Origin of the sequence: Streptomyces sp. NPDC059743 (assembly GCF_042732975.1) — a bacterium.
GTDB lineage: Bacteria > Actinomycetota > Actinomycetes > Streptomycetales > Streptomycetaceae > Streptomyces.
The window spans coordinates 58949-77549 of record NZ_JBHWGS010000015.1; the positions used below are offsets into that span (position 1 = coordinate 58949).

Genomic DNA, 18601 nt, shown 5'->3' on the forward strand with positions numbered 1-18601 from the left:
CCGTCCGGCCCCGTCGGCCGACGGATCAGCCGCGTGTCAGCCGCAGGGTGATCAGTTCGAACGGGCGGAGCGACAGCCGTACCGCGCCGTCCGTCAGCTCCGGCCGCTCCACACCGTCCCGCAGCGGCCGTTCCAGCAGATCGGTCACCTCCAGCCCGGTGGCCTCGAAGCCCAGGCCGACGCGGACCTTCGCCCGTCCGCCGGTCGACTCGTAGAGCCGTACGACCAGATCGCCGCTCCCGTCGTCGGCCAGCTTCACCGCGCTGACGACGACGGCATCGTTGTCGACGGTGACCAGCGGTGCCACCTCGGTGTCTCCGGTGAGCCTGCGCTCCGGCAGATTGATCCGGTAGCCCTCGCGGACGGCGTCGCCGATGGAGGCGCCGGGCGCCAGGGCGTGCCGGAAGCGGTGCACGCCCTGGTCGGTCTCCGGGTCCGGGAAGCGCGGCGCGCGCAGCAGCGAGACACGCACCGTCGTGGTCGTACCGGCGTCCGAGGCCCGTACCGTACGGGTCACGTCGTGTCCGTACGTCGAGTCGTTCACCAGTGCGACACCCCAGCCAGGCTCATCAAGGTGGACGAAGCGGTGGTTGCAGGCCTCGAACTTGGCGGCCTCCCAGCTCGTATTGGTGTGGGTGGCCCGGTAGACATGGCCGAACTGCGTCTCCGAGGCATAGCGCTCGGCGTGCACGTCCAGCGGGAACGCGGCCTTCAGGAACTTCTCGGTCTCGTGCCAGTCGACCTCGGTGTCGATGTCGAGCCGCTTGACTCCCGGCGCGAGCGTCAGAAGCTGGGTGACCTTCGACGCGCCGAAGGTGCGGACGAGACGGACGGAGGCGGCGCCGGTGCCCTCGACCGGAGTGAGTTCGTCGAGATCGGTGAGATCGGTGACGGTGTTCCGGTAGAACTCGTCCACGTCCCAGGCGTCCCACTGGTTCGGGAAGTCGGGATGGATCTGGAGGAGATTGGCCGCCTCGCCGGGAGCGACGGTCTCGCGCTCCGCGCTGATGTCGTAGACCGACACCACCAGTCCGCGGCTGTCGATCTCGACCTCCAGCAGACCGTTGCTGAGCATGTAACCGCCGCCCTCGCGCGGCAGCAGCTCGGCGCTGCCGCCGCCGGTGGCAGCTCCCGCCGCGCCCGCCGCGACACCACCGCGCGCGTGCGGCGCGGAGTTGAAGAGCAGGGCCGTGGAACCGGCCGGATCGCCGGCGAGAGCGCGTTGCGCCGAGTCGATGATCCCGTTCAGCTCCTCGGCGACACGTGCGTAGGTCCGCGCGGCCTCGCGGTGCACCCAGGCGATGGACGAGCCGGGCAGGATGTCATGGAACTGGTGCAGGAGCACCGTCTTCCAGATCCGGTCGAGCTGCTCGTACGGATACAGGGCGCCGGTCCGTACGGCGGCGGTGGCGGCCCACAGCTCGGCCTCGCGCAGCAGATGCTCGCTGCGCCGGTTGCCCTGCTTGGTCTTCGCCTGGCTGGTGAGAGTGGCGCGGTGCAGCTCCAGATAGAGCTCGCCGACCCAGACCGGCGGATTCGGATGCTCCGCCTCGGCCTTGGCGAAGAAGGCGCCGGGCGTCTCCCACTCGACGGTCGCGGAGCCTTCGAGGCTGCGCATCCGGGCGGCCTTGGCGACCATCTCGCGGGTGGTGCCGCCGCCTCCGTCGCCCCACCCGGTCGGCGCGAGCGAGTGTCTGGCGACGCCCTTCTCCTTGAAGTTCCGTGCGGCATGGGCGATCTGGGCGCCCGTCATCGAGCAGTTGTAGGTGTCGATCGGCGGGAAGTGCGTGAAGATCCGCGTCCCGTCGATGCCCTCCCAGGTGAAGGTGTGATGCGGGAATTTATTGATCTTGCTCCACGAGATCTTCTGCGTGAGCAGCCACTTGGATCCCGCGGCCTTGATGATCTGCGGCAGTCCCGCGGCGAAGCCGAAGGTGTCGGGCAGCCACGCCTCGTCGTTCTCGATGCCGAACTCGTCCAGGAAGAAACGCTTTCCATGGACGAACTGCCGGGCCATCGCCTCGGAGCCGGGCATATTGGTGTCGGACTCGACCCACATACCGCCGGCCGGTACGAACCGGCCCTCCGCCACGGCCTTCTTGACCTTGGCGTAGACCTCGGGCCGGTGCTCCTTGATCCAGGCGAACTGCTGCGCCTGCGACATCGCGAAGACGAACTCGGGCTCGTCCTCCAGCAGGGCGGTCATATTGGCCGTCGTACGGGCCACCTTACGGACCGTCTCGCGCAGCGGCCACAGCCAGGCCGAGTCGATGTGCGCGTGGCCGACCGCGCTGATCCGGTGCGCGGTCGACGGCGCCGGAGCGGCCAGCACCTCGGCGAGCCGCTCCCGGGCGGCGGCGGCGGTGCCGCCCACGTCCTGGAGGTCGACCGCGTCGAGCGCGCGGCTGATGGCGCGCAGGATCTCCCAGCGGCGGGCGCCGTCGACAGGCAGCTCGGCCATCAGTTCGCCGAGCACCTCAAGGTCCTGGACGAGCTGCCAGACGGTCTCGTCGAAGACGGCGAGATCCATCCGCGCGAGCGTGTACTGCGGTTCGGTGCCCGCGGTCTCCTTGTCGCCGAGCGTGGTCGGCAGGAACGGGTGATAGTCGAGGATCACCGGGTTGGACGCGGCCTCGATATGCAGCAGCACCTCTTCGCCGCCCGCGACGGGCGCGCCGATCCGTACCCACTGGTTGCGCGGATTGAGGCCCTTCACCGGAGAGCCGTCGGGCCGGTAGACCAGGCCCTCGCACTGGAATCCCGGCATGTTCTCGTCGAATCCGAGGTCGAGCAGGGCCTCCACGGTGCGGCCCGCCCACCGCTCGGGGACGGTTCCGGAGACGCGGAACCAGCTCGTGCCCCAGGGCGCGCCCCAGCGGTCGCCGACCGCGATCGGCGTGGTCGGGCCGGCGAGGCCCTCCTCGACCGGTACGGGCTCTCCCGGCGCGGTCCAGACGGCGATGTCGAGCGGTACGGATTCGGGATATACGGCGGGCCGGATGCGCTCGTCGAGGACCCGCTTGAGGCGGCCTTCGACCAGGCTGCGGTCGTCGTGCATGTGGGAACGCTCCTGAGGTGCGTGAGAGGTGCGGTGAGTGCGGGTGGCCAGTGGCCGACCTGCTGGCGGCCGGCAGGGACGGTATACGGAGTACGAGGTCGCGGGCTACGGGCTACGGGCTACGGGCTACGGGCTACGGGCTACGGGAAGGTGTACCCGGGATCGGAGGATCAGCCGACCTGGTCCGGATGGACGACCTCGGTGATACCGCGCATCGCCAGATGCTCCTTGTCCCCGGCCCGGCCCGCAAGGACCGCGCTCGGACGGACACCGGCCGCCGTGAGCCGGGCGAAGGCCTCGAAGAACGCTCCGCCGGGACCGCAGACGGCACGGGCGGGCACGGCGTCGTCGTCCCCGGTGTCCACCACGAGCGCGGTGGTGCGCACCTCGGGCGCGTACCGTCTGCCGCGCCACTCCTCGACGATCCGTGCGAGGGCCCGTCCGGCGGGCTTGGCCTGCCGGTCGTTGGTCAGCAGACCGAGGCTGTACTCCAGCTCCGGAAAGTCGGCGAGCGAGCGCGACACATCGTGCGAGCACCACCAGGTGATGCCCCAGACATCGGCGCAGTCCAGCGCGTTGGCCACGGTCGCCTCGGTGAACGCGGCGGCGTGCTCGGCCGGGATCACCGGCGCGGGCGCACCGACCTCCTGGAGCCAGACCGGCCGGTGCGGCTCCAGCGCCCAGGCCTTGGCCAGCTCGATCAGATAGGCGGCGTGGTGCTCGGTGGCGGTGCCGGTACGGCCGTACCGCTGGGCGGTGCCGTTGAACACCCAGGAGTGCACGGCGGTGACGGCACCGATCCTCGCCGCGTGCGCCGGAGTGAAGGCGTGCCCGTCCTGGTACCAGGCGGCGTCGTACTCGGCGTGCAGATGGAGCTTGCCTGGCGCTCCCTGCTCGCATGCCTCCAGCATCCGGTGGAGCCAGCCGGCCGCCTGCGCAGGAGTGATGAGGTCGGGATCGGGATGCGGCGGCCCGGAGAACTGGTTGATCTCGTTGCCGACGGTCATCCCGATGAAGTTGGGCCGGTCGGCGAGCGCGACGGCGAGCGTACGCAGATACTCGGCCTGTCCGGCGACGACATCGTTGTCCGTGAAGATGTTTCGGCGGTGCCAGGTCTGTGTCCAGGCGGGCAGGAAGTCGAAGCTCGACAAGTGGCCCTGGAGTCCGTCGACATTGACGTCCAGTCCGCGTTCGGCCGCCGCGTCGGCGAGCTGGACGAGCTGTTCGATCGCGCGGGGCCTGATCAGGGTGCGGTTGGGCTGGAAGAGCGGCCAGAGCGGGAAGACCCGGATGTGATCGAGGCCGAGCTCCGCGATGGAGTCCAGATCGGCACGTACGGCGTCGGGATCGAAGTCCAGCCAGTGGTGGAACCAGCCCTGGCTGGGCGTGTAGTTGACGCCGAAACGCGGCGCGGACGCAGGCGCGGACGCGGGTGCGGAAGGCGCGGGTGGTGCGGAAGTGCTCATACTGGCAACGTTGTCCTGGTTCTGGGTGCGGTGTCCGTCAGCCTTTGACGGCGCCTTCGCCGACGCCTCGGAAGAAGTAGCGCTGGAGACAGGCGAAGAGCCCGATGAGCGGGAGTACGGCGATGATCGTGCCCGCCGCGACCAGCCGTTCGTCGTTGGCGAACGTGCCGTGCAGATAGTTCAGTCCGATGGTCAGAGTGAAGTTCTCCGGATCGCTGAGGACGATCAGCGGCCAGAGGAAGTCGTCCCAGGCGCCCATGAAGGCGAAGATCGCGACCACGGCGAGGGTGCCCTTGACCGAGGGCAGGGCGATCCGCAGGAACCGCTGCCAGACCGTGGCTCCGTCGACATAGGCCGCCTCCTCCACCTCCTGCGGGAGATGGAGAAAGGCGTTGCGCATCAGCAGGACGTTCAGCGCGCTGATGGATCCGGGCAGCAGCACGCCGACCAGGGTGTTGTTCAGACCGAGTTCCCGCATGGTGGTGAACTGGGCGATGATGATGCCCTCGACGGGCACGAGCATGGCGAGGATGAACGCCAGCGTCGCCGCCCGGCGTCCGCGGTAGCGCATCCGGGCCAGCGCGTAGCCGGCCAGCGCGGCGCCCACACAGTTGGTGACCACACTGGCCAGGGCGACCTTCAGCGAGTTGAAGGCGTAATCCCAGACCGGGATGGTGTCGGCGACGCGGCCGTAGTTGTCGAGAGTCGGATCGCTCGGGAGGAACGTCGGCGGAGAGCTGAAGATGTCCTCGCGCAGGCCCTTGAGCGAGGTGGAGAGCTGCCAGAGGAACGGGCCGACCATCAGGGCCAGCACGGCGAGCAGCAGGACATAGCGCACCACGAGCTGCCAGGGCGCGATCCGCCGCCCATCGGCGTCGCTGAAGGTACGGGTACGGGCAGACATGTCCGTGGTCGCGGTCGTCGTGGGGGGTGGGAAGCTCACGCGTCCTCCTTGCGGTCGGCGCGGAGCACCAGCAGCATCAGGGCCACCGTGACGACGAAGACCACCACGGAGATGGCGGACGCGTAGCCGACCCGGCCGGTCAGTCCCGTACCGACGCGCTGCACGAGCATCACCAGAGTGGTGTCCTCGCCCGCGGGACCGCCGCTGGGTCCCGCCATCAGATAGACCTCGGAGAACACCTTGAAGGCGGCGACCGAGGAGAGCGCCCCGACAAGGACCATCGTGGAGCGGACGGCCGGGACGGTCACGGTGACAAAGCGGCGTACGGCTCCCGCACCGTCCACGGCGGCGGCCTCGTGCAGCTCGCGCGGTACGTTGGCCAGAGCGGCCAGATAGACGATCATGTAGTAGCCGAGGCCCTTCCAGACCGTGACGGCCATCGCGCTGAGCAGCAGCAGCCACTGGTCGCTGAGAAAGCCGATCCTGCCGATCCCCACGGTCTCCAGTACGGAGTTGATCAGCCCACGGTCGTCCAGCATCCATACCCAGATCAGCCCGACCACGACGATCGAGGCGACGACGGGTGTGTAGAAGGCGGCGCGGAAGAAGGCGATGCCCGGGATATGCCGCTGGACGAGCAACGCCAGCAGCAGCGGCAGGATGACCAGCGCCGGGACGACACCGACGACATACAGCGTGCTGTTGCGCAGCCCGATCCAGAACATCTCGTCGTCGAGCAGCTCACGGAAGTTGGCGAGTCCCACATACCGGCCGGGCATCAGGGCGCGCCGGTCGGTGAAGGAGTTCACCAGGGTGCTGAAGAACGGATAGAGGCTGAACGCGCCGACGATCAGCAGTCCCGGCGCGGCGAACAGCCAGGGGCTGAAGGGAAGCTGGCGACGGATGCCACGGCCGGGCACCCGGCCGGATCCGAGGCCCGGCCCACGGCGGGACCCGCGGCCGGAGCCGGGGCTCCGGGATGCGAGCCCCGCCGCGGCGGAGTCCGGGGCATGCGCCCCGAGTGCGGTGGTGCTTTTCATGTGCTCGGCTCAGCTCTGCTTGAGCAGTTTGTCGCAGGCCTCGACAGCGCGGTCGAGCGACTCCTGAGGGCTCTGCTTTCCTTGCAGCGCCTTCGCCACCTGGTTGCGCAGCTCGGTCTTCATCTGCTCGCTGAACAGGACCGGTGTGTAATTGACCGCGTTCTTCAGGGACTTGGCGGCGGCGATCCGTACGCGTGTCTCGTCGGTGCCGTCCTCCTTGGTGAAGTACGGATCGTCCAGCGAGCCCTTGGTGCTCGGGAAGATGGCGACCTGCTTGGCGAACGACATCTGGCGGGTGGCGTCGGTCACGAAGTGCGCGAAGGCCACGGCGGCGGGCTTCTCCTTGGTCTTGGAGTTGACCATCACGCCCATGACATACATGTTGACCTTGCCGGTGCTGGTGACCTGGTCGGTGATGCCGATGTTCTTGTAGAGCGTCGGCGCCTGCTTCTTGAAGTTCTCCAGGTCCAGCGCGCTGCCCGGGTTCATGGCCACGGACTCGGTGAGGAACTTGGCGCCCGTGGACTCGGGACTCGCGGTGAGCGCCTGCGGATCGAGCGCCTTGGCGTCGAACAGCTCCTTGTACCGGGTGAGCATCTCCACGCCCTTGGCGTCGTTGAACGCGAAGCCGGTGCCCTCCTTGTTCACGAGCTGGACGCCGTAGCGGCCGAAGTCCTCGATGGTGGGCACCTGGCCGAGGGTGGCGATCTTGCCGTCCGTCTTCTCGGCCATCTCCAGTCCGGCGGCGAAGACCTCGTCGTAGGTGGTCGGCGGCTTCTCGGGATCGAGCCCGGCCTCCTCGAAGAGCCGCTTGTTGTAGAACATCGGGCCGGTGTTGAGGTACCAGGGGAAGCCGTACGTCCCTTCCACACCCGGTATCTGCTGGCTCTTCCAGGCGTCCGGCAGATACTCCTCGCGGAACGCCGCCGCGGTCTTGTCCTTGTCCAGGTCCAGCGTGAGCCCGGCCTTCGTCAAGGGGGCGAGCTGGTCGGGGGAGACATTGACGACATCCGGCAGGGTGCCTGCGGCGGCGTCGGCGCTGAGCTTGTCGGCGTAGCCCTCGGCCGGCCGGTCGACCCATCTCACCTTCGTGTCCGGGTACTTCTTCTCGAAGTCCTCGATGACTCCGTTGAAGTAGTCCTTGAAGTTGGCCTGGAGGTTCCAGGTCTGGAAGGAGATCTGGCCCTTGATGGGTCCTGAGGCGTCGGAGGACTCCTCGGTGCCGGTGTCCCCACTGCTACAGGCACTCAGCGGCAGGACGGCGGCGAGAACAGCGGCGACGGCGGCTGCTCTGCGGGAGATGCGCACGGTGAACGGCTCCTTTGCTCGGACTCGGACGTGCCGGCGGCGAGCCGGAGCCATGGGCCGCCGGCTGCTTATTCCCCGCAGACCTTGCAAGGTGTCCGGAGCAAAGTCAACACATTCGCCCGCCGAAACCGGGACGACATCAGGGACGACAACAAAGGGAACATCATCAGTGCAGCTCAGGGCCGCTCGGCCGGTTTCCTTGTACGAATGACTAATGCGCTTTAGGATGCTCGGACTCAAGCGCATTAGTCCAGAGTCCACACGGCTCGTCCGGTACGGCCGGAAGGTACGGGAAAAAGGGGCACGCGGATGGCAGCGAACCGGCCGTCGGCCAGTGAAGGTCCGGCCAGCGAAGGTCCGGCGCGCAGACGCACTCCGGCGCGCCGTCCGACCATGAAGGACATCGCCCGGCGCGCCGGTGTCTCCGAGAGCGCCGTCTCCTTCGCGCTCAACGGCCGGCCCGGTGTCTCCGAGGCGACGCGGGACCGGGTCCGCCGGGTCGCGGAACAGCTCGGCTGGCGGCCCAGTACGGCGGCACGGGCGCTCTCCGGCGAGGGCTCGGCCACGGTCGGGCTGGTGCTGGCCAGGCCCGCGGCGAGCCTCGGCGTGGACTCGTTCTTTCTCCAGCTCATCTCCGGCATCCAGGAGATCCTGTCAGACCGTCAACTCGGTCTGCTCTTCCAGGTGGTGGAGGACATGGACGCCGAGTGCGCGGTCTACCGGCGCTGGTGGGCGGAGCACCGGGTGGACGGCGTCCTGGTCGTGGATCCCAGGACCGACGATCCGCGGCCCGGGCTGCTGGACGGGCTGGGCCTGCCCGGAGTCGTCATCGGCGCGCTGCCCGACAGCGACGCCGGTCCGCATCCGGTTCTCTCGCAGGTACGGGCCGACGACGCGGGCGCGATGGCGTCCGTGGTCGACCGGCTGTACGCGCTGGGCCACCGGCGGATCGTCCATATCGCGGGGCTTCCCTCGCTCGCGCACACCGAGCGGCGCATCCGCTCGCTGCGGATCGAGGTCGGCCGGCGCGGACTGACCGAGGTGCGCTCGCTGACGACGGACTACTCCGACACCCAGGGCGCGGCGGTGACCCGTCGGGTCCTGGCGCGGGCCGGAGCGCCGACGGCCCTGATCTACGACAACGATGTGATGGCCGCGGCCGGCACGGCGGTCACGGCGGAGCTCGGTCTCTCCGTACCGGGCGATGTCTCGGTCGTCTCCTGGGAGGACTCGGCCCTGTGCCGGCTGGTACGGCCCTGGCTGACGGCGCTCTCCCGCGACACGATCGGGTTCGGCCGGATCGCGGCGCGCGAGCTGGCCGCGCTGCTCGACGGCGGCGAGCCACGCACCGTACAGGTACCGCTGCCGGCGCTGATCGAGCGGGAGAGCACAGGCCCGGCACCAGGCTCTGTCTGACACCTTCCTGGCACCTTCCGCTTGGCCGAAAATCATTCTTGTCACGACCATTGACACCCCAAGAGATCAAGTGATCTATTCACTTTATGAGTCGCAGTGAACTGTCGCTGTCCGAGCATCTCGCGGACAGCATCGTCGAGATCATCCGCACCGAACGGCTGGTTCCCGGGGACGCCTTGGCGTCCTCCCGGGATCTCGCCCGCCGGTTCGACGTCACCACGCCCACGGTCCGCGAGGCCCTGCGCAGACTTGAGGCCACCGGCGTGGTGGAGTTCCGGCACGGCTCGGGTACGTATGTAGGTCCCGGCAGTGAGCGGCGGCTGCTCGCCAATCCGCATCTCCCGCGCGGCAGCCGTGAGTCGGTGCTCGAACTGGTCGAGGCGCGGCTCGTCCTGGAGCCCGCCGTGGCCGCCGCCGCTGCCCGTACCCGGGTGCCGGAGGCCGTGGCACGGCTGGAGGCGGCGTCCACCAACGCGCTGCATCCGCCTCAGGAGTCGCTCCGGCAGTCGGTCCACTTTCATGTGGCGCTGGCCGCCGCCAGCGGCAACGCGCTGCTGCGCGAGGCCGTCGAGGCGCTGCTCCAGGTCAGGGCGCGGGAGCAGGTCGAGATCCGGCACCGCTACAACGACCGCGCGCGGGACCACGCGGAGCATGTGGAGATCTTCGCGGCGGTACGGGACGGAGACGCCGAGGCGGCCGAGCGGCTGACCCGGGAACACCTCGGGTCCATCCGCGAGGCGGTCCTCGCGGCCGACTTCCCGGAGACCGATACGGAAGCCGGTACGGAGGCCGACGCGCAGACGGGCGCGGAGGCCGACGTGGAGACAGGCGCGGAGACGGGCGTGGTCCGGTGAGCGGCCGACCGCCGCTGCGGCTGGCCGAGATGACGACACTGGAGGCCGCCGAGGCGGTCACCGCGAGCCCTGTGGTGATCATCCCGGCGGGCGCGTTCGAACAGCACGGTCCCGGTATGCCACTGGCCACGGACACCGTCCGGGCCGAGGGAGTGGCCGACCGGGTGGCCGCCGCACTGGCCGGGCGCGCGGTGATCGGTCCTCCGCTGCCGGTCGGTGTGTCGCCGCACCATCTCGCCTTCGCGGGCACGGTCACTCTCACCACCACGACTCTGGCCGCGGTGGTCCGTGAGTATGTGGAGAGCCTCCACCGGCACGGCTGGCGAAAGATACTCGTGGTGACCGGCCATGGCGGCAACAACGCCACACTGGCCACGGTGGCGCAGGATCTGCTCACCACCCGTCCCGATCTCCAGTTCGCCTGGTCACCCGTCACCGCGCTGGCCGCGGATGTCGTGTCCGGGATGGAGGTCAGCGAGGTGCACGGCCACAGCGGTGAGGCCGAGACCGCGCAGATGCTCCATCTCGCTCCTGAACTGGTGCACACCGACCGGCTCGTGGCCGGTACGACGTCCACCTCCCAGCTCGATCCGCTCCCCCGGCTCTCGCGCCACGGCAGCCATCCCGCGCTCGCCGTCCGCTACGACCGGATCAGTGAGAACGGCATCCTCGGTGACCCGCGCCGGGCGACCGCCGAGGACGGACAGGCGGTCGTCGACGCCGTTGTGGTCCGTCTGGTCGCCTTCGTCAAGGAGTGGCTGGACGTCTGACACCGGACTCGCCACCGCTCCACCCGCGTACGGCATCACGCACCCGCCCTGCCCGTCCTTCCGCAAGGCCGTAAAGGCGTAAGGGCGAGCGTGGTGCCGTAGACAGCACCTTCCCGTACGACACCTCCCGCACAGCACACAACGCACAGCACGCGATACACAACGCACCACACACAGCGCCCGCCGCATCGCGTCGGACCGCACCACATCACACCGCACACTGCACACCGCACACCGCGGACGCACCACACACAACGCACAACGCCCGTCGCGTATCGGCCGTCGCCCGCCCATCACGCGATCCCGCCCCGCAGCATGGGGCACCCCTGCCCGAAAACCAGCCGGCCGTCCGCCTCAGGCGTCCGGCAGAAGGAGCCTGCCATGAACTCCCTCCAACGGATGGCGACAGCCGCCGTGAGCCTCGTCCTGTGCGTCGGAGCGACCGGGACCGCGACCGCCGCCGTCCCCACGGCCGCGACCACGTCGAAGCCGTCTCAGCCCTCAAAGCCCTCGAAGCCGTCGAAGTCCGCCTGCCGGCTGCCCGCGCCTCAGCAGCCCGGTACGAGCGCGTCGCGGACCCTCAGCAGCGGTGGCCGTGACCGTACGTACCAGCTCCATCTCCCCGACAACTACGCCGAGAAGCGCGACTGGCCGCTGATCCTCGCCTTCCACGGCCGCGGCAACACCGGCGCCGGGACGGAGGAGTTCTCCAAGCTCTCGACACTCCCGGCCGTGGTCGTGTACCCGGACGGTGTCATCGGCACCGGCGACGGCGACCGTCAGGCATGGCAGGGCGCGCCGTACGCGGCGGCCGGTGTGGACGACGTCCGGTTCACCGAGGACCTCCTCGACCGTCTCGAAGCGACACTCTGCGTCGACGAACGGCGGGTGTACGCCACGGGCAAGTCCAACGGCGCGGGCTTCGTCGGTACGCTGCTGGCCTGCCACGCGGCAGACCGGATCGCCGCCATCGCTCCCGTGGCCGCCGCCCTCTACCCGACCGGCGAGAAGTGCGAGCCGTCACGTCCCGTGCCGGTCATCGAGTTCCACGGCACGGGCGACGCGACCATCCCGTACGCCGGCGACGCCGACCGCGGACTGCCCGCCATCCAGGACTGGGTGGCCGGCTGGGCCGACCGCAACGGCTGTGACACGCACGCCCGTGACCGGGTGATCGGTTCCGACATCACCGTCTCGCGCTGGCGCGGCTGCGACCGCGGCGCCGAGGTCCGCCATATCGCGGTCACCGACGGCGGTCACACCTGGCCCGGCGCCGACAGCTACAGCGGCGGCGGATACACCACCCAGACCATCGAGGCGCACGAGGTCATGTGGCAGTTCCTGCGCCAGTTCCGCACTCCCGCGTCCCACCACTCCCCCGCGTCCCACCGCTGAGCCCGCCGGGAAAACAGCCCTCCGCAGATCAGTCCCGTCCCCGCCGATTCAGGAACCGAGCAAGGAGCCGCTCCCATGACCACTTCGACCCCAGCGCCACCCGGCAGACCCGCGCCACCGGGCGACGAGACCCGGCTGCCGCGCGTCGTCCGCGCGATGGCCGTCATCGAACGGGCCGGCAACGCGCTGCCGCATCCGTTCTGGCTGTTCTGGATCCTCTCCGCCGTACTCGCGGTCGTCAGCGCCGTGCTGGCGGCGGCCGATGTCTCGGTCGTCTCGCCCAGCGACCACAAGACCGTCGCGGTCCAGAATCTGCTCAGCGGCGACGGCCTGGCCATGGCCGTCTCGACGATGATCGAGAACTTCGCCACCTTCCCGCCGATGGCCACCATCGTCGTGGTCATCATGGGCGTCGCCGTGGCCGAACGCACCGGTTTCCTCGCGGCGCTGATGCGGGTCAGCGTCTCGCGGGTGCCGGCCTCCTGGGTGGTGTTCGCCGTCGCCTTCGCGGGCACGGTGGCCCATGTCGCCTCGGCCGCCGCGTACATCATCCTCGTACCGCTGGGCGGTCTGGCCTTCCGCGCGGTGGGCCGCTCGCCCATCCTCGGTGTCGTCGTCGCCTACACGGCCATCGCCTCCGGTTACGACGCGAGCCCGATCCCGACGCCCAACGACGCCATCTTCGCGGGCATCACCACCGCGGCGGCGCGGATCGTCGGCGGTGACGCGGCCTATGTCTCGCCGCTGAGCAACTGGTTCTTCAACATCGCCTCGTCGGTGCTGCTCGCGGCCGTCATCACCCTGGTCACCAAGTTCGTACTGAGCCGGCGGCCCGATCTCGACGCGGACCCGGACGCCGAGCTCGAAGACCTCGGCGCGCTCACCCTCAGCGCCCGGGAGCGCTCGGCGCTGCGCGGCGCCGTGCTCACCCTGCTGGCGACGCTCGTGGTGGTCGTCGCGGTCATGCTGCCGCAGGCGTCACCGCTGCGCGGCGAGGGCGGCAGCATCGTGGACTCGCCGTTCCTGGACGGGATCGCGGCGGTCGTGGCGGTGGTCTTCGGTCTGGTGGGCACGGTGTACGGCTACCGCTCGGGCTCGATCAGTTCGCCCGGCGACGTACCGAGGCTGATGGCCGAGGGCGTCAAGCAGATGGCGCCGGTGCTGGTGCTGTTCTTCGCGATCGCCCAGTTCCTCGCGTACTTCGACTGGACGCATATCGGCGATGTGCTCGCGGTCAGGGCCGCCGAGGCGCTGGAGCAGAGCGGGATGCCGATCGTGCTGGTGTTCCTGCTGATCCTGGTCCTGCTGACGCTGGTCAATGTGATGGTCACCAGCGGATCCGCGATGTGGGCACTGGCCGCGCCCGTCCTGGTGCCGATGCTGATGCTCGTCAGCGTCCCGGCCGAGACGACTCAGGCGCTGTTCCGGATCGCGGACTCCGGATCGACGGCGATCACTCCGATGAGCCCGTACTTCATCATGGCGCTGGGCTTCCTCCAGCGTTACCGCAAGAACGCGGGCATCGGCACACTGGCCTCGTACACACTCCCGCTGGCTGTCACCATGACACTGGCGTGGACGGCGCTGTTCCTGGTCTGGTGGGCCACGGGCATACCGCTCGGCCCGGGCGCTCCGGTGCGCTGACTCACGAGTGTGCCCAGCACGTTCACGGGGGAGGGAGCCGCGTCCATGGCGCCCTCCCCCGTAACGCGCCCGTACCGCGCCCGGGCTGTATTGCGGCCTGATGAAATCGGCCGCGCGCCCGGCGCCGTCGCCGAAGCGTCGTACACGCATCGGCTCCGAGCGCTCCGGCGCAGGTCGGAGCCGGTGTACGGGCCGGCGCGGCGCGTGCGCGAGCCGGCCCGTCCGGGCAACTCGACGGGCCAGGAGGGTGGTTGACGTGCGAAGGAGCCGCTGCGACGCTGCCGACGCCCTACGGATCTCTCCCTCTCAAGGAGCGCCGATGCCGCCCGTTCCGCCGACCGAGTCCGCGTACGACCGGACGAGACTGCGCCAGTGGCACCTCGGCCACGCGCGATCCGCCGGTGTCGAACGCCGTACTCTCCTCAAGCTCCTCGCGACCGCCTCGGCCGCGGGCTCCCTCACGGTGGGCCGGACGACCGCGCGAGCCGCGACGCCGTTGGCCGCGCCCGGCATCGTGAAGCCGCTGCCGTCCGACGTCTTCACCGTCCGGGGCACCAACGCCGAGACCAACTTCGCGGCCCTGCGCTCCACCGGCCCGCTCACTCCCGCCGGCCACTTCTTCGTCCGCAACCACACCATCACACCGCAGCTCGCCGCCGAGGACTGGAAGTTGACGGTCTGGGGCAGCGGGCTGCGCGGTCCCGCCGTGGACTTCGGCTACGACGATCTGCGCGCGCTGCCGTCCGTCACCCGTACCGCGTTCATCGAGTGCGCAGGCAACGGCCGCAGTTACTACACCACCCAGCAGAACCAGCAGGTGAGCGGTACGGCCTGGACCCTGGGCGCCATCGGCGTCGGACGCTGGCGCGGAGCGCGGCTCGCGGACGTACTGCGCCGCGCGGGCCTCACCCGTGGCGCCGTGGACATCCTGCCGCGCGGTCTGGACGCCGAGGTCATCACCGACGGTGTGAATCTGGGCCGGGTGCGTCGGCCGCTGCCGCTGGCGAAGGCGCTGGACGATGTGATACTCGCGTACGAGATGAACGGCGAGCCGCTGCCGCCCGACCACGGATATCCGGTGCGGCTGATCGTCCCGTCCTGGGTGGGTATCTCGAACATCAAGTGGCTCGGTGACATCGAGGTGAGCGACGAGCCGCTGTACAGCCCGTGGAACACCACGCTCTACCGGCTGTTCGGCGACGCGTATCCGGCCGACGGCAGTGCGCCGCTGACCAGACAGAGCCTCAAGAGCGCCTTCGAACTGGAGCGAGGCGCCACCGTCACCGCCGGGCAGCGGCAGGTGCTGACGGGTCGCTCCTGGTCGGGCGGTGCGCCGGTGCGGTCGGTGGAGATCAGCACCGACGGCGGCGCGCACTGGCACCACGCGCGGCTGCGCGACACGCCTCGGCACGGAAGCTGGGTCCGCTGGACCACCGAGTGGATCCCGCGCGAGCGAGGCACGGCCGTACTGCTGGCGCGCGCGACGGACCGCAGCGGTCGCCGGCAGCCCGAGGTCGCGGTCCACAACACGCAGGGCTATCTCTTCGACGCCGTCGTACGCCACGAAGTGACCGTTGTCTGAGACCGCCGTCAGAAATCATCGTCCGAGCGAGAACGGTCCGCTGATTCGCCGGCAGTCTCCGGCGCGCCGTACGGCCGGTCGCGTCCCAGGAAGGCGGGCGCGACCGGCCGCGTGGCGGCGCCGGACCGCTACGGACGCGGAGTCCCGCGCCTCCACTTCCTGTCCGTGGCCGCGCGGTCCACGGCGGCTACCGGCTCGGTGTCATGTCCGGCGCCCGCCGGACGCGCGGAGGCCGCCGACCGTGGGGACCGTGCCGGACTTCCCGAGCCTCCCGAGCTCGCCGAACTTTCGGAGCCTCCCGAACCCACCGAGCTTCCCGAGCCCGAGCCCGAGGCTCGGCGACGGGACGCGTCGGCACGGGCGGCCTCGGCGCGCAGCAGGGCGTTCAGTGCGGCGAAGGGGTCAATAGGCATGGCTGTGTCCTCACTGTGAGCTGGAGCTGAATCAACTGCTGACGTTCTGAAGGCACTTGGCGCGCACAACGCGCCCGGTGCCGGAACCTGTCAGCAGCGCAGCACCACACAGCGTGGGAACGCCGGTTCGCGCGGCGGTCCGGCCGGAGCGCACCGGTCGGCGTACGGAGTCGGCTCCGTGCCGTGCGATCCGCCGTGCGTCAGAGGGTGCAGGCGCGGCCCGCCGGCCCGCTCCGTCCTGCCGGGAGCGGTCTTCTGTTCGGTCTCGGCCGGATCCTGCTGGCCTTCGCCCGCGGGCTCCCGGGTGGCGGAGGCCGGAGGCGGAGGCTCCGTGCCTCGCACCGCCGGGACGCCAGGGCCGAGCGACATGCCCAGGAAGGCGATCAGTACCAGCAGCGTCACCAGCCCGGCCCGCCGCGCGGCGGCAGCCCGAGCGGCTGCGGCACGGGTGACAGCGGGCGCGGCATGGTACATGGGCACGACCTCCTGGACATGCGTCCTCTGCCCAGGTACCGCCGTGGCGTGTCCTGCTACCGGCGGAAATCGCTCGCATGGGGGATGAGCGCTATGCCGAGTCCAGCTCGCCTTCGGCAGTTTGTACTTCGGTGGACCACACGTTCGCCGCCTCGGCGCTCACCGTGCCCAGCGGCACCTGAGGTCCACTGCCCTCGCGGAGCCAGCGTCTGAACACCCGGTGCACGGCCTCGGCGCCGACGAGTTCACCGCCACCGTCCCGCCCATCGTGACCGTCACCGCCGCTGTTCTCGCTCCGCGCGGGAACCGGCGCCGAGAGCACCAGCGGCGACAGCAGAAAGGCCCCCGACTGTTCGCCGCCGAGCCCGCCGTGCGAGCCGATCTGCTCCTCGAAAGCGTGCACCTGCCCGGTCGCAGGGTCGTACATCGAGTTGACCATGATGTCCGCGACATGCGGGAAGGAGTCGGTACGGCGTACGGCGTCGGCCGCACCGGGACCCATATGGGCCAGCGGTCCCGTGTCGTCCAGCTCGGCGACCGGCACCTCCGCGCCGCCCGGCCCGAGCACCACCGAGCCGTACTCCTCGCTCCGTACCAGCAGGAAGCCGATCCCAGGATGGCTGGCCAGAGTGCGCAGCAGCGCCGGATGGCGCCGGTCGATCTGCTCACGGCTCATCCGCTCCGGTACATCGGGAAAAGAGATCAGCGCGAGATTGCCGGAAGCGAGCACGACCGGGTCCGAGCCCGGCTCCGCCGGCTCCACGGTCCCTTCACGCTCCGGCCGGTGGAGTGCGGAGCGTACGGCGTGGCGTGCGGCGTCGCGCGCCTCGGCGCCGCTCTTCGTCCGCTGGGCCCTGCGCGGTACGGGCAGTCCGCAGCCCGCTCTGACCAGATCCCTGATGGTGAGTCCGTAGACGCGCTCGAAGGTCGCTCCCGGGCTCTGGCCATGGTCGGAGAGCAGCACGATCCGGTAGGTGCGCGGCGCGTGCTCGGCCGCCCTGGCGATCAGGCCGACCGAGCGGTCGAGACGCCGGAGGACCCGGAGCGCGTCCTTGCTGTGCGGTCCCGAGTGATGGGCCACCTCGTCGTACGCGACGAGGTCGGCGTAGACGGCGGTCCGTCCCGCCAGCATGTCGCCCAGGACGGCCGCGACCACCACATCGCGCTCGACGACGGTCGCGAAGGCCCGGATGAACGGATAGAGCCCGCCCCGGCTCACCCTCGGCCGGTCGCCGCGCAGCCGCGCCCGTGTCGACTGGCCGATCTCACGGCCGACGTCCGCGACGAAGGAGACCACCGTACGGACGGCGTTGGCCGGATCCGAGAAGTAGGCGAAGTAGCCGGCGCGGGAGCGGTTGGCCCTGCCGCGCCGCGCGGCCATCGACAGCACCAGCGCGAGCTGGTCGGCGCCGCCGCTGAAGAGATTGCCGCGGCTGGCGCCGTCGAGAGTGAGCAGCCCGCCGTCACCGGTGCGTTCGATGGCCCGGCGCTGGAGCACGGCGGCGCTCGCGGGCCGGTTGCTGACCATGATCCGGCCGCTGTCCTTCTCGTACCAGCGGAAGGCCGGGACATCGTGGTTGGTGCCGTGCAGGATGCCGAGCTGGCTGGCGCCGGTCTGGCTGGACCAGTCGGTACGCCACGGTGTCAGCCGGTGGGTCGGATTCTCGCCGAGCCACGCGGCGACATGAGGCATCACGCCCTCGGCGACGGCGTCCTCCAGCACCCGGTGGCCCACTCCGTCGAGCTGGAGGAAGACCGTACCGGGCTGTCCGCCGTGCCGGCCGTCCTCGCCGCTTCTGCGCCGCCGCCGGTCGGCGAGGCGCGAGAGCCTGCGCCGGTAGGCGTCGTCGTCACCGACCGCGAGTCCGGTGGAGGTCGCGGAGGCGACGGCGGACATCACGGCCGCGACCACCACCGCCGTCTCCGCGTTGGCCGCACCTTGGCCGACGGGAATGATCCAGAGCGCGAACAGCAGCAGCGAGCCGTTGAGGAAGAACACCAGCAGACCGAGGACCAGCGCGGGCACCAGCAGCAGTGCCCGTACGAGCAGAGGCCAGACCAGCGCGCCGAGCAGACCGAACGCGCCCGCGCCCCAGGCCGCGGTGAGCGCGACCTTGGTGATGCTCTCGCCGTCGCCCGACTGGAGCCGGAAGTCCGGCAGGATCCCGGCGAGGACCAGCATGGTCAGCGAGGACACCGCCCATACGACGATCACCCGCAGCAGGGCCAAGCCCGTCGTACGCCACCGCCCCTGGAGCACTTCCCCTGTCACCTCAC

Annotated in this window: 13 protein-coding genes; 6 read left to right on the top strand and 7 right to left on the bottom strand. The window is 70.1% G+C overall.

What is annotated here, in order from left to right; genetic code table 11:
* Nucleotides 1–25 precede the first annotated feature (25 nt).
* The 5 genes from ACFV6H_RS25865 to ACFV6H_RS25885 form a co-directional block, all read right to left on the bottom strand.
* Nucleotides 26–3058: an alpha-mannosidase gene (locus ACFV6H_RS25865; RefSeq protein WP_385546358.1), complete on the bottom strand. Its 3033-nt coding sequence runs from the start codon at nt 3056–3058 to the stop codon at nt 26–28.
* A gap of 170 nt (nt 3059–3228) precedes the next feature.
* The gene (locus ACFV6H_RS25870; RefSeq protein ID WP_385546361.1) at nt 3229–4524 is read right to left on the bottom strand and encodes a glycosyl hydrolase; all 1296 of its coding nucleotides are present in this window, start codon (nt 4522–4524) and stop codon (nt 3229–3231) included.
* 37 nt (nt 4525–4561) lie between these two features.
* On the bottom strand, nt 4562–5428 hold the full coding sequence (locus tag ACFV6H_RS25875) for a carbohydrate ABC transporter permease (protein WP_385546708.1): 867 nt from the start codon (nt 5426–5428) through the stop codon (nt 4562–4564).
* Nucleotides 5429–5463: 35 nt separating this feature from the next.
* A complete protein-coding gene (locus tag ACFV6H_RS25880; protein WP_384786351.1) occupies nt 5464–6468 on the bottom strand; it encodes a carbohydrate ABC transporter permease in 1005 nt (334 codons plus the stop codon).
* A 9-nt stretch (nt 6469–6477) separates the two neighbouring features.
* Nucleotides 6478–7776 (bottom strand): ABC transporter substrate-binding protein, encoded by a 1299-nt coding sequence (locus ACFV6H_RS25885; RefSeq protein WP_385546365.1) that lies wholly within the window; start codon nt 7774–7776, stop codon nt 6478–6480.
* Between the two features lie 309 nt (nt 7777–8085).
* On the opposite strand from ACFV6H_RS25885, the gene ACFV6H_RS25890 reads away from it, so the two are divergent.
* The 6 genes from ACFV6H_RS25890 to ACFV6H_RS25915 all read left to right on the top strand — a co-directional run bounded on the left by ACFV6H_RS25890 (nt 8086) and on the right by ACFV6H_RS25915 (nt 15437).
* A complete protein-coding gene (locus ACFV6H_RS25890) occupies nt 8086–9192 on the top strand; it encodes a LacI family DNA-binding transcriptional regulator (protein ID WP_385546368.1) in 1107 nt (368 codons plus the stop codon).
* Between the two features lie 86 nt (nt 9193–9278).
* Nucleotides 9279–10046, top strand: a complete 768-nt coding sequence (locus ACFV6H_RS25895; RefSeq protein ID WP_385546370.1) for a FadR/GntR family transcriptional regulator — start codon at nt 9279–9281, stop codon at nt 10044–10046.
* Nucleotides 10043–10816, top strand: coding sequence for a creatininase family protein (locus ACFV6H_RS25900; RefSeq protein ID WP_384786363.1), 774 nt, complete (start codon nt 10043–10045; stop codon nt 10814–10816). Before ACFV6H_RS25895 ends, ACFV6H_RS25900 begins: the two co-directional genes overlap by 4 nt.
* Nucleotides 10817–11197: 381 nt before the next feature.
* A complete protein-coding gene (locus tag ACFV6H_RS25905) occupies nt 11198–12211 on the top strand; it encodes an alpha/beta hydrolase family esterase (protein ID WP_385546374.1) in 1014 nt (337 codons plus the stop codon).
* 75 nt (nt 12212–12286) lie between these two features.
* Nucleotides 12287–13855 (top strand): AbgT family transporter, encoded by a 1569-nt coding sequence (locus tag ACFV6H_RS25910; protein WP_384986659.1) that lies wholly within the window; start codon nt 12287–12289, stop codon nt 13853–13855.
* Between the two features lie 319 nt (nt 13856–14174).
* Nucleotides 14175–15437, top strand: a complete 1263-nt coding sequence (locus tag ACFV6H_RS25915; RefSeq protein WP_385546378.1) for a sulfite oxidase — start codon at nt 14175–14177, stop codon at nt 15435–15437.
* 503 nt (nt 15438–15940) lie between these two features.
* On the opposite strand, the gene ACFV6H_RS25920 is transcribed toward ACFV6H_RS25915, so the two are convergent.
* Together ACFV6H_RS25920 and ACFV6H_RS25925 are read right to left on the bottom strand one after the other, a co-directional pair.
* The gene (locus ACFV6H_RS25920; protein WP_384986657.1) at nt 15941–16330 is read right to left on the bottom strand and encodes a hypothetical protein; all 390 of its coding nucleotides are present in this window, start codon (nt 16328–16330) and stop codon (nt 15941–15943) included.
* 85 nt (nt 16331–16415) lie between these two features.
* Nucleotides 16416–18584, bottom strand: a complete 2169-nt coding sequence (locus ACFV6H_RS25925) for a phage holin family protein (RefSeq protein ID WP_385546381.1) — start codon at nt 18582–18584, stop codon at nt 16416–16418.
* Between the last annotated feature and the right edge of the window lie 17 nt (nt 18585–18601).

Bases quoted from the DNA above. Each gene is read 5' to 3' on its own strand.
- ACFV6H_RS25865 (WP_385546358.1), bottom strand. From the start codon at position 3,058: ATGCACGACGACCGCAGCCTGGTCGAAGGCCGCCTCAAGCGGGTCCTC.
- ACFV6H_RS25875 (WP_385546708.1), bottom strand. From the start codon at position 5,428: ATGTCTGCCCGTACCCGTACCTTCAGCGACGCCGATGGGCGGCGGATC.
- ACFV6H_RS25880 (WP_384786351.1), bottom strand. From the start codon at position 6,468: ATGAAAAGCACCACCGCACTCGGGGCGCATGCCCCGGACTCCGCCGCG.
- ACFV6H_RS25915 (WP_385546378.1), top strand. From the start codon at position 14,175: ATGCCGCCCGTTCCGCCGACCGAGTCCGCGTACGACCGGACGAGACTG.
- ACFV6H_RS25910 (WP_384986659.1), top strand. From the start codon at position 12,287: ATGACCACTTCGACCCCAGCGCCACCCGGCAGACCCGCGCCACCGGGC.
- ACFV6H_RS25905 (WP_385546374.1), top strand. From the start codon at position 11,198: ATGAACTCCCTCCAACGGATGGCGACAGCCGCCGTGAGCCTCGTCCTG.
- ACFV6H_RS25895 (WP_385546370.1), top strand. From the start codon at position 9,279: ATGAGTCGCAGTGAACTGTCGCTGTCCGAGCATCTCGCGGACAGCATC.
- ACFV6H_RS25870 (WP_385546361.1), bottom strand. From the start codon at position 4,524: ATGAGCACTTCCGCACCACCCGCGCCTTCCGCACCCGCGTCCGCGCCT.
- ACFV6H_RS25890 (WP_385546368.1), top strand. From the start codon at position 8,086: ATGGCAGCGAACCGGCCGTCGGCCAGTGAAGGTCCGGCCAGCGAAGGT.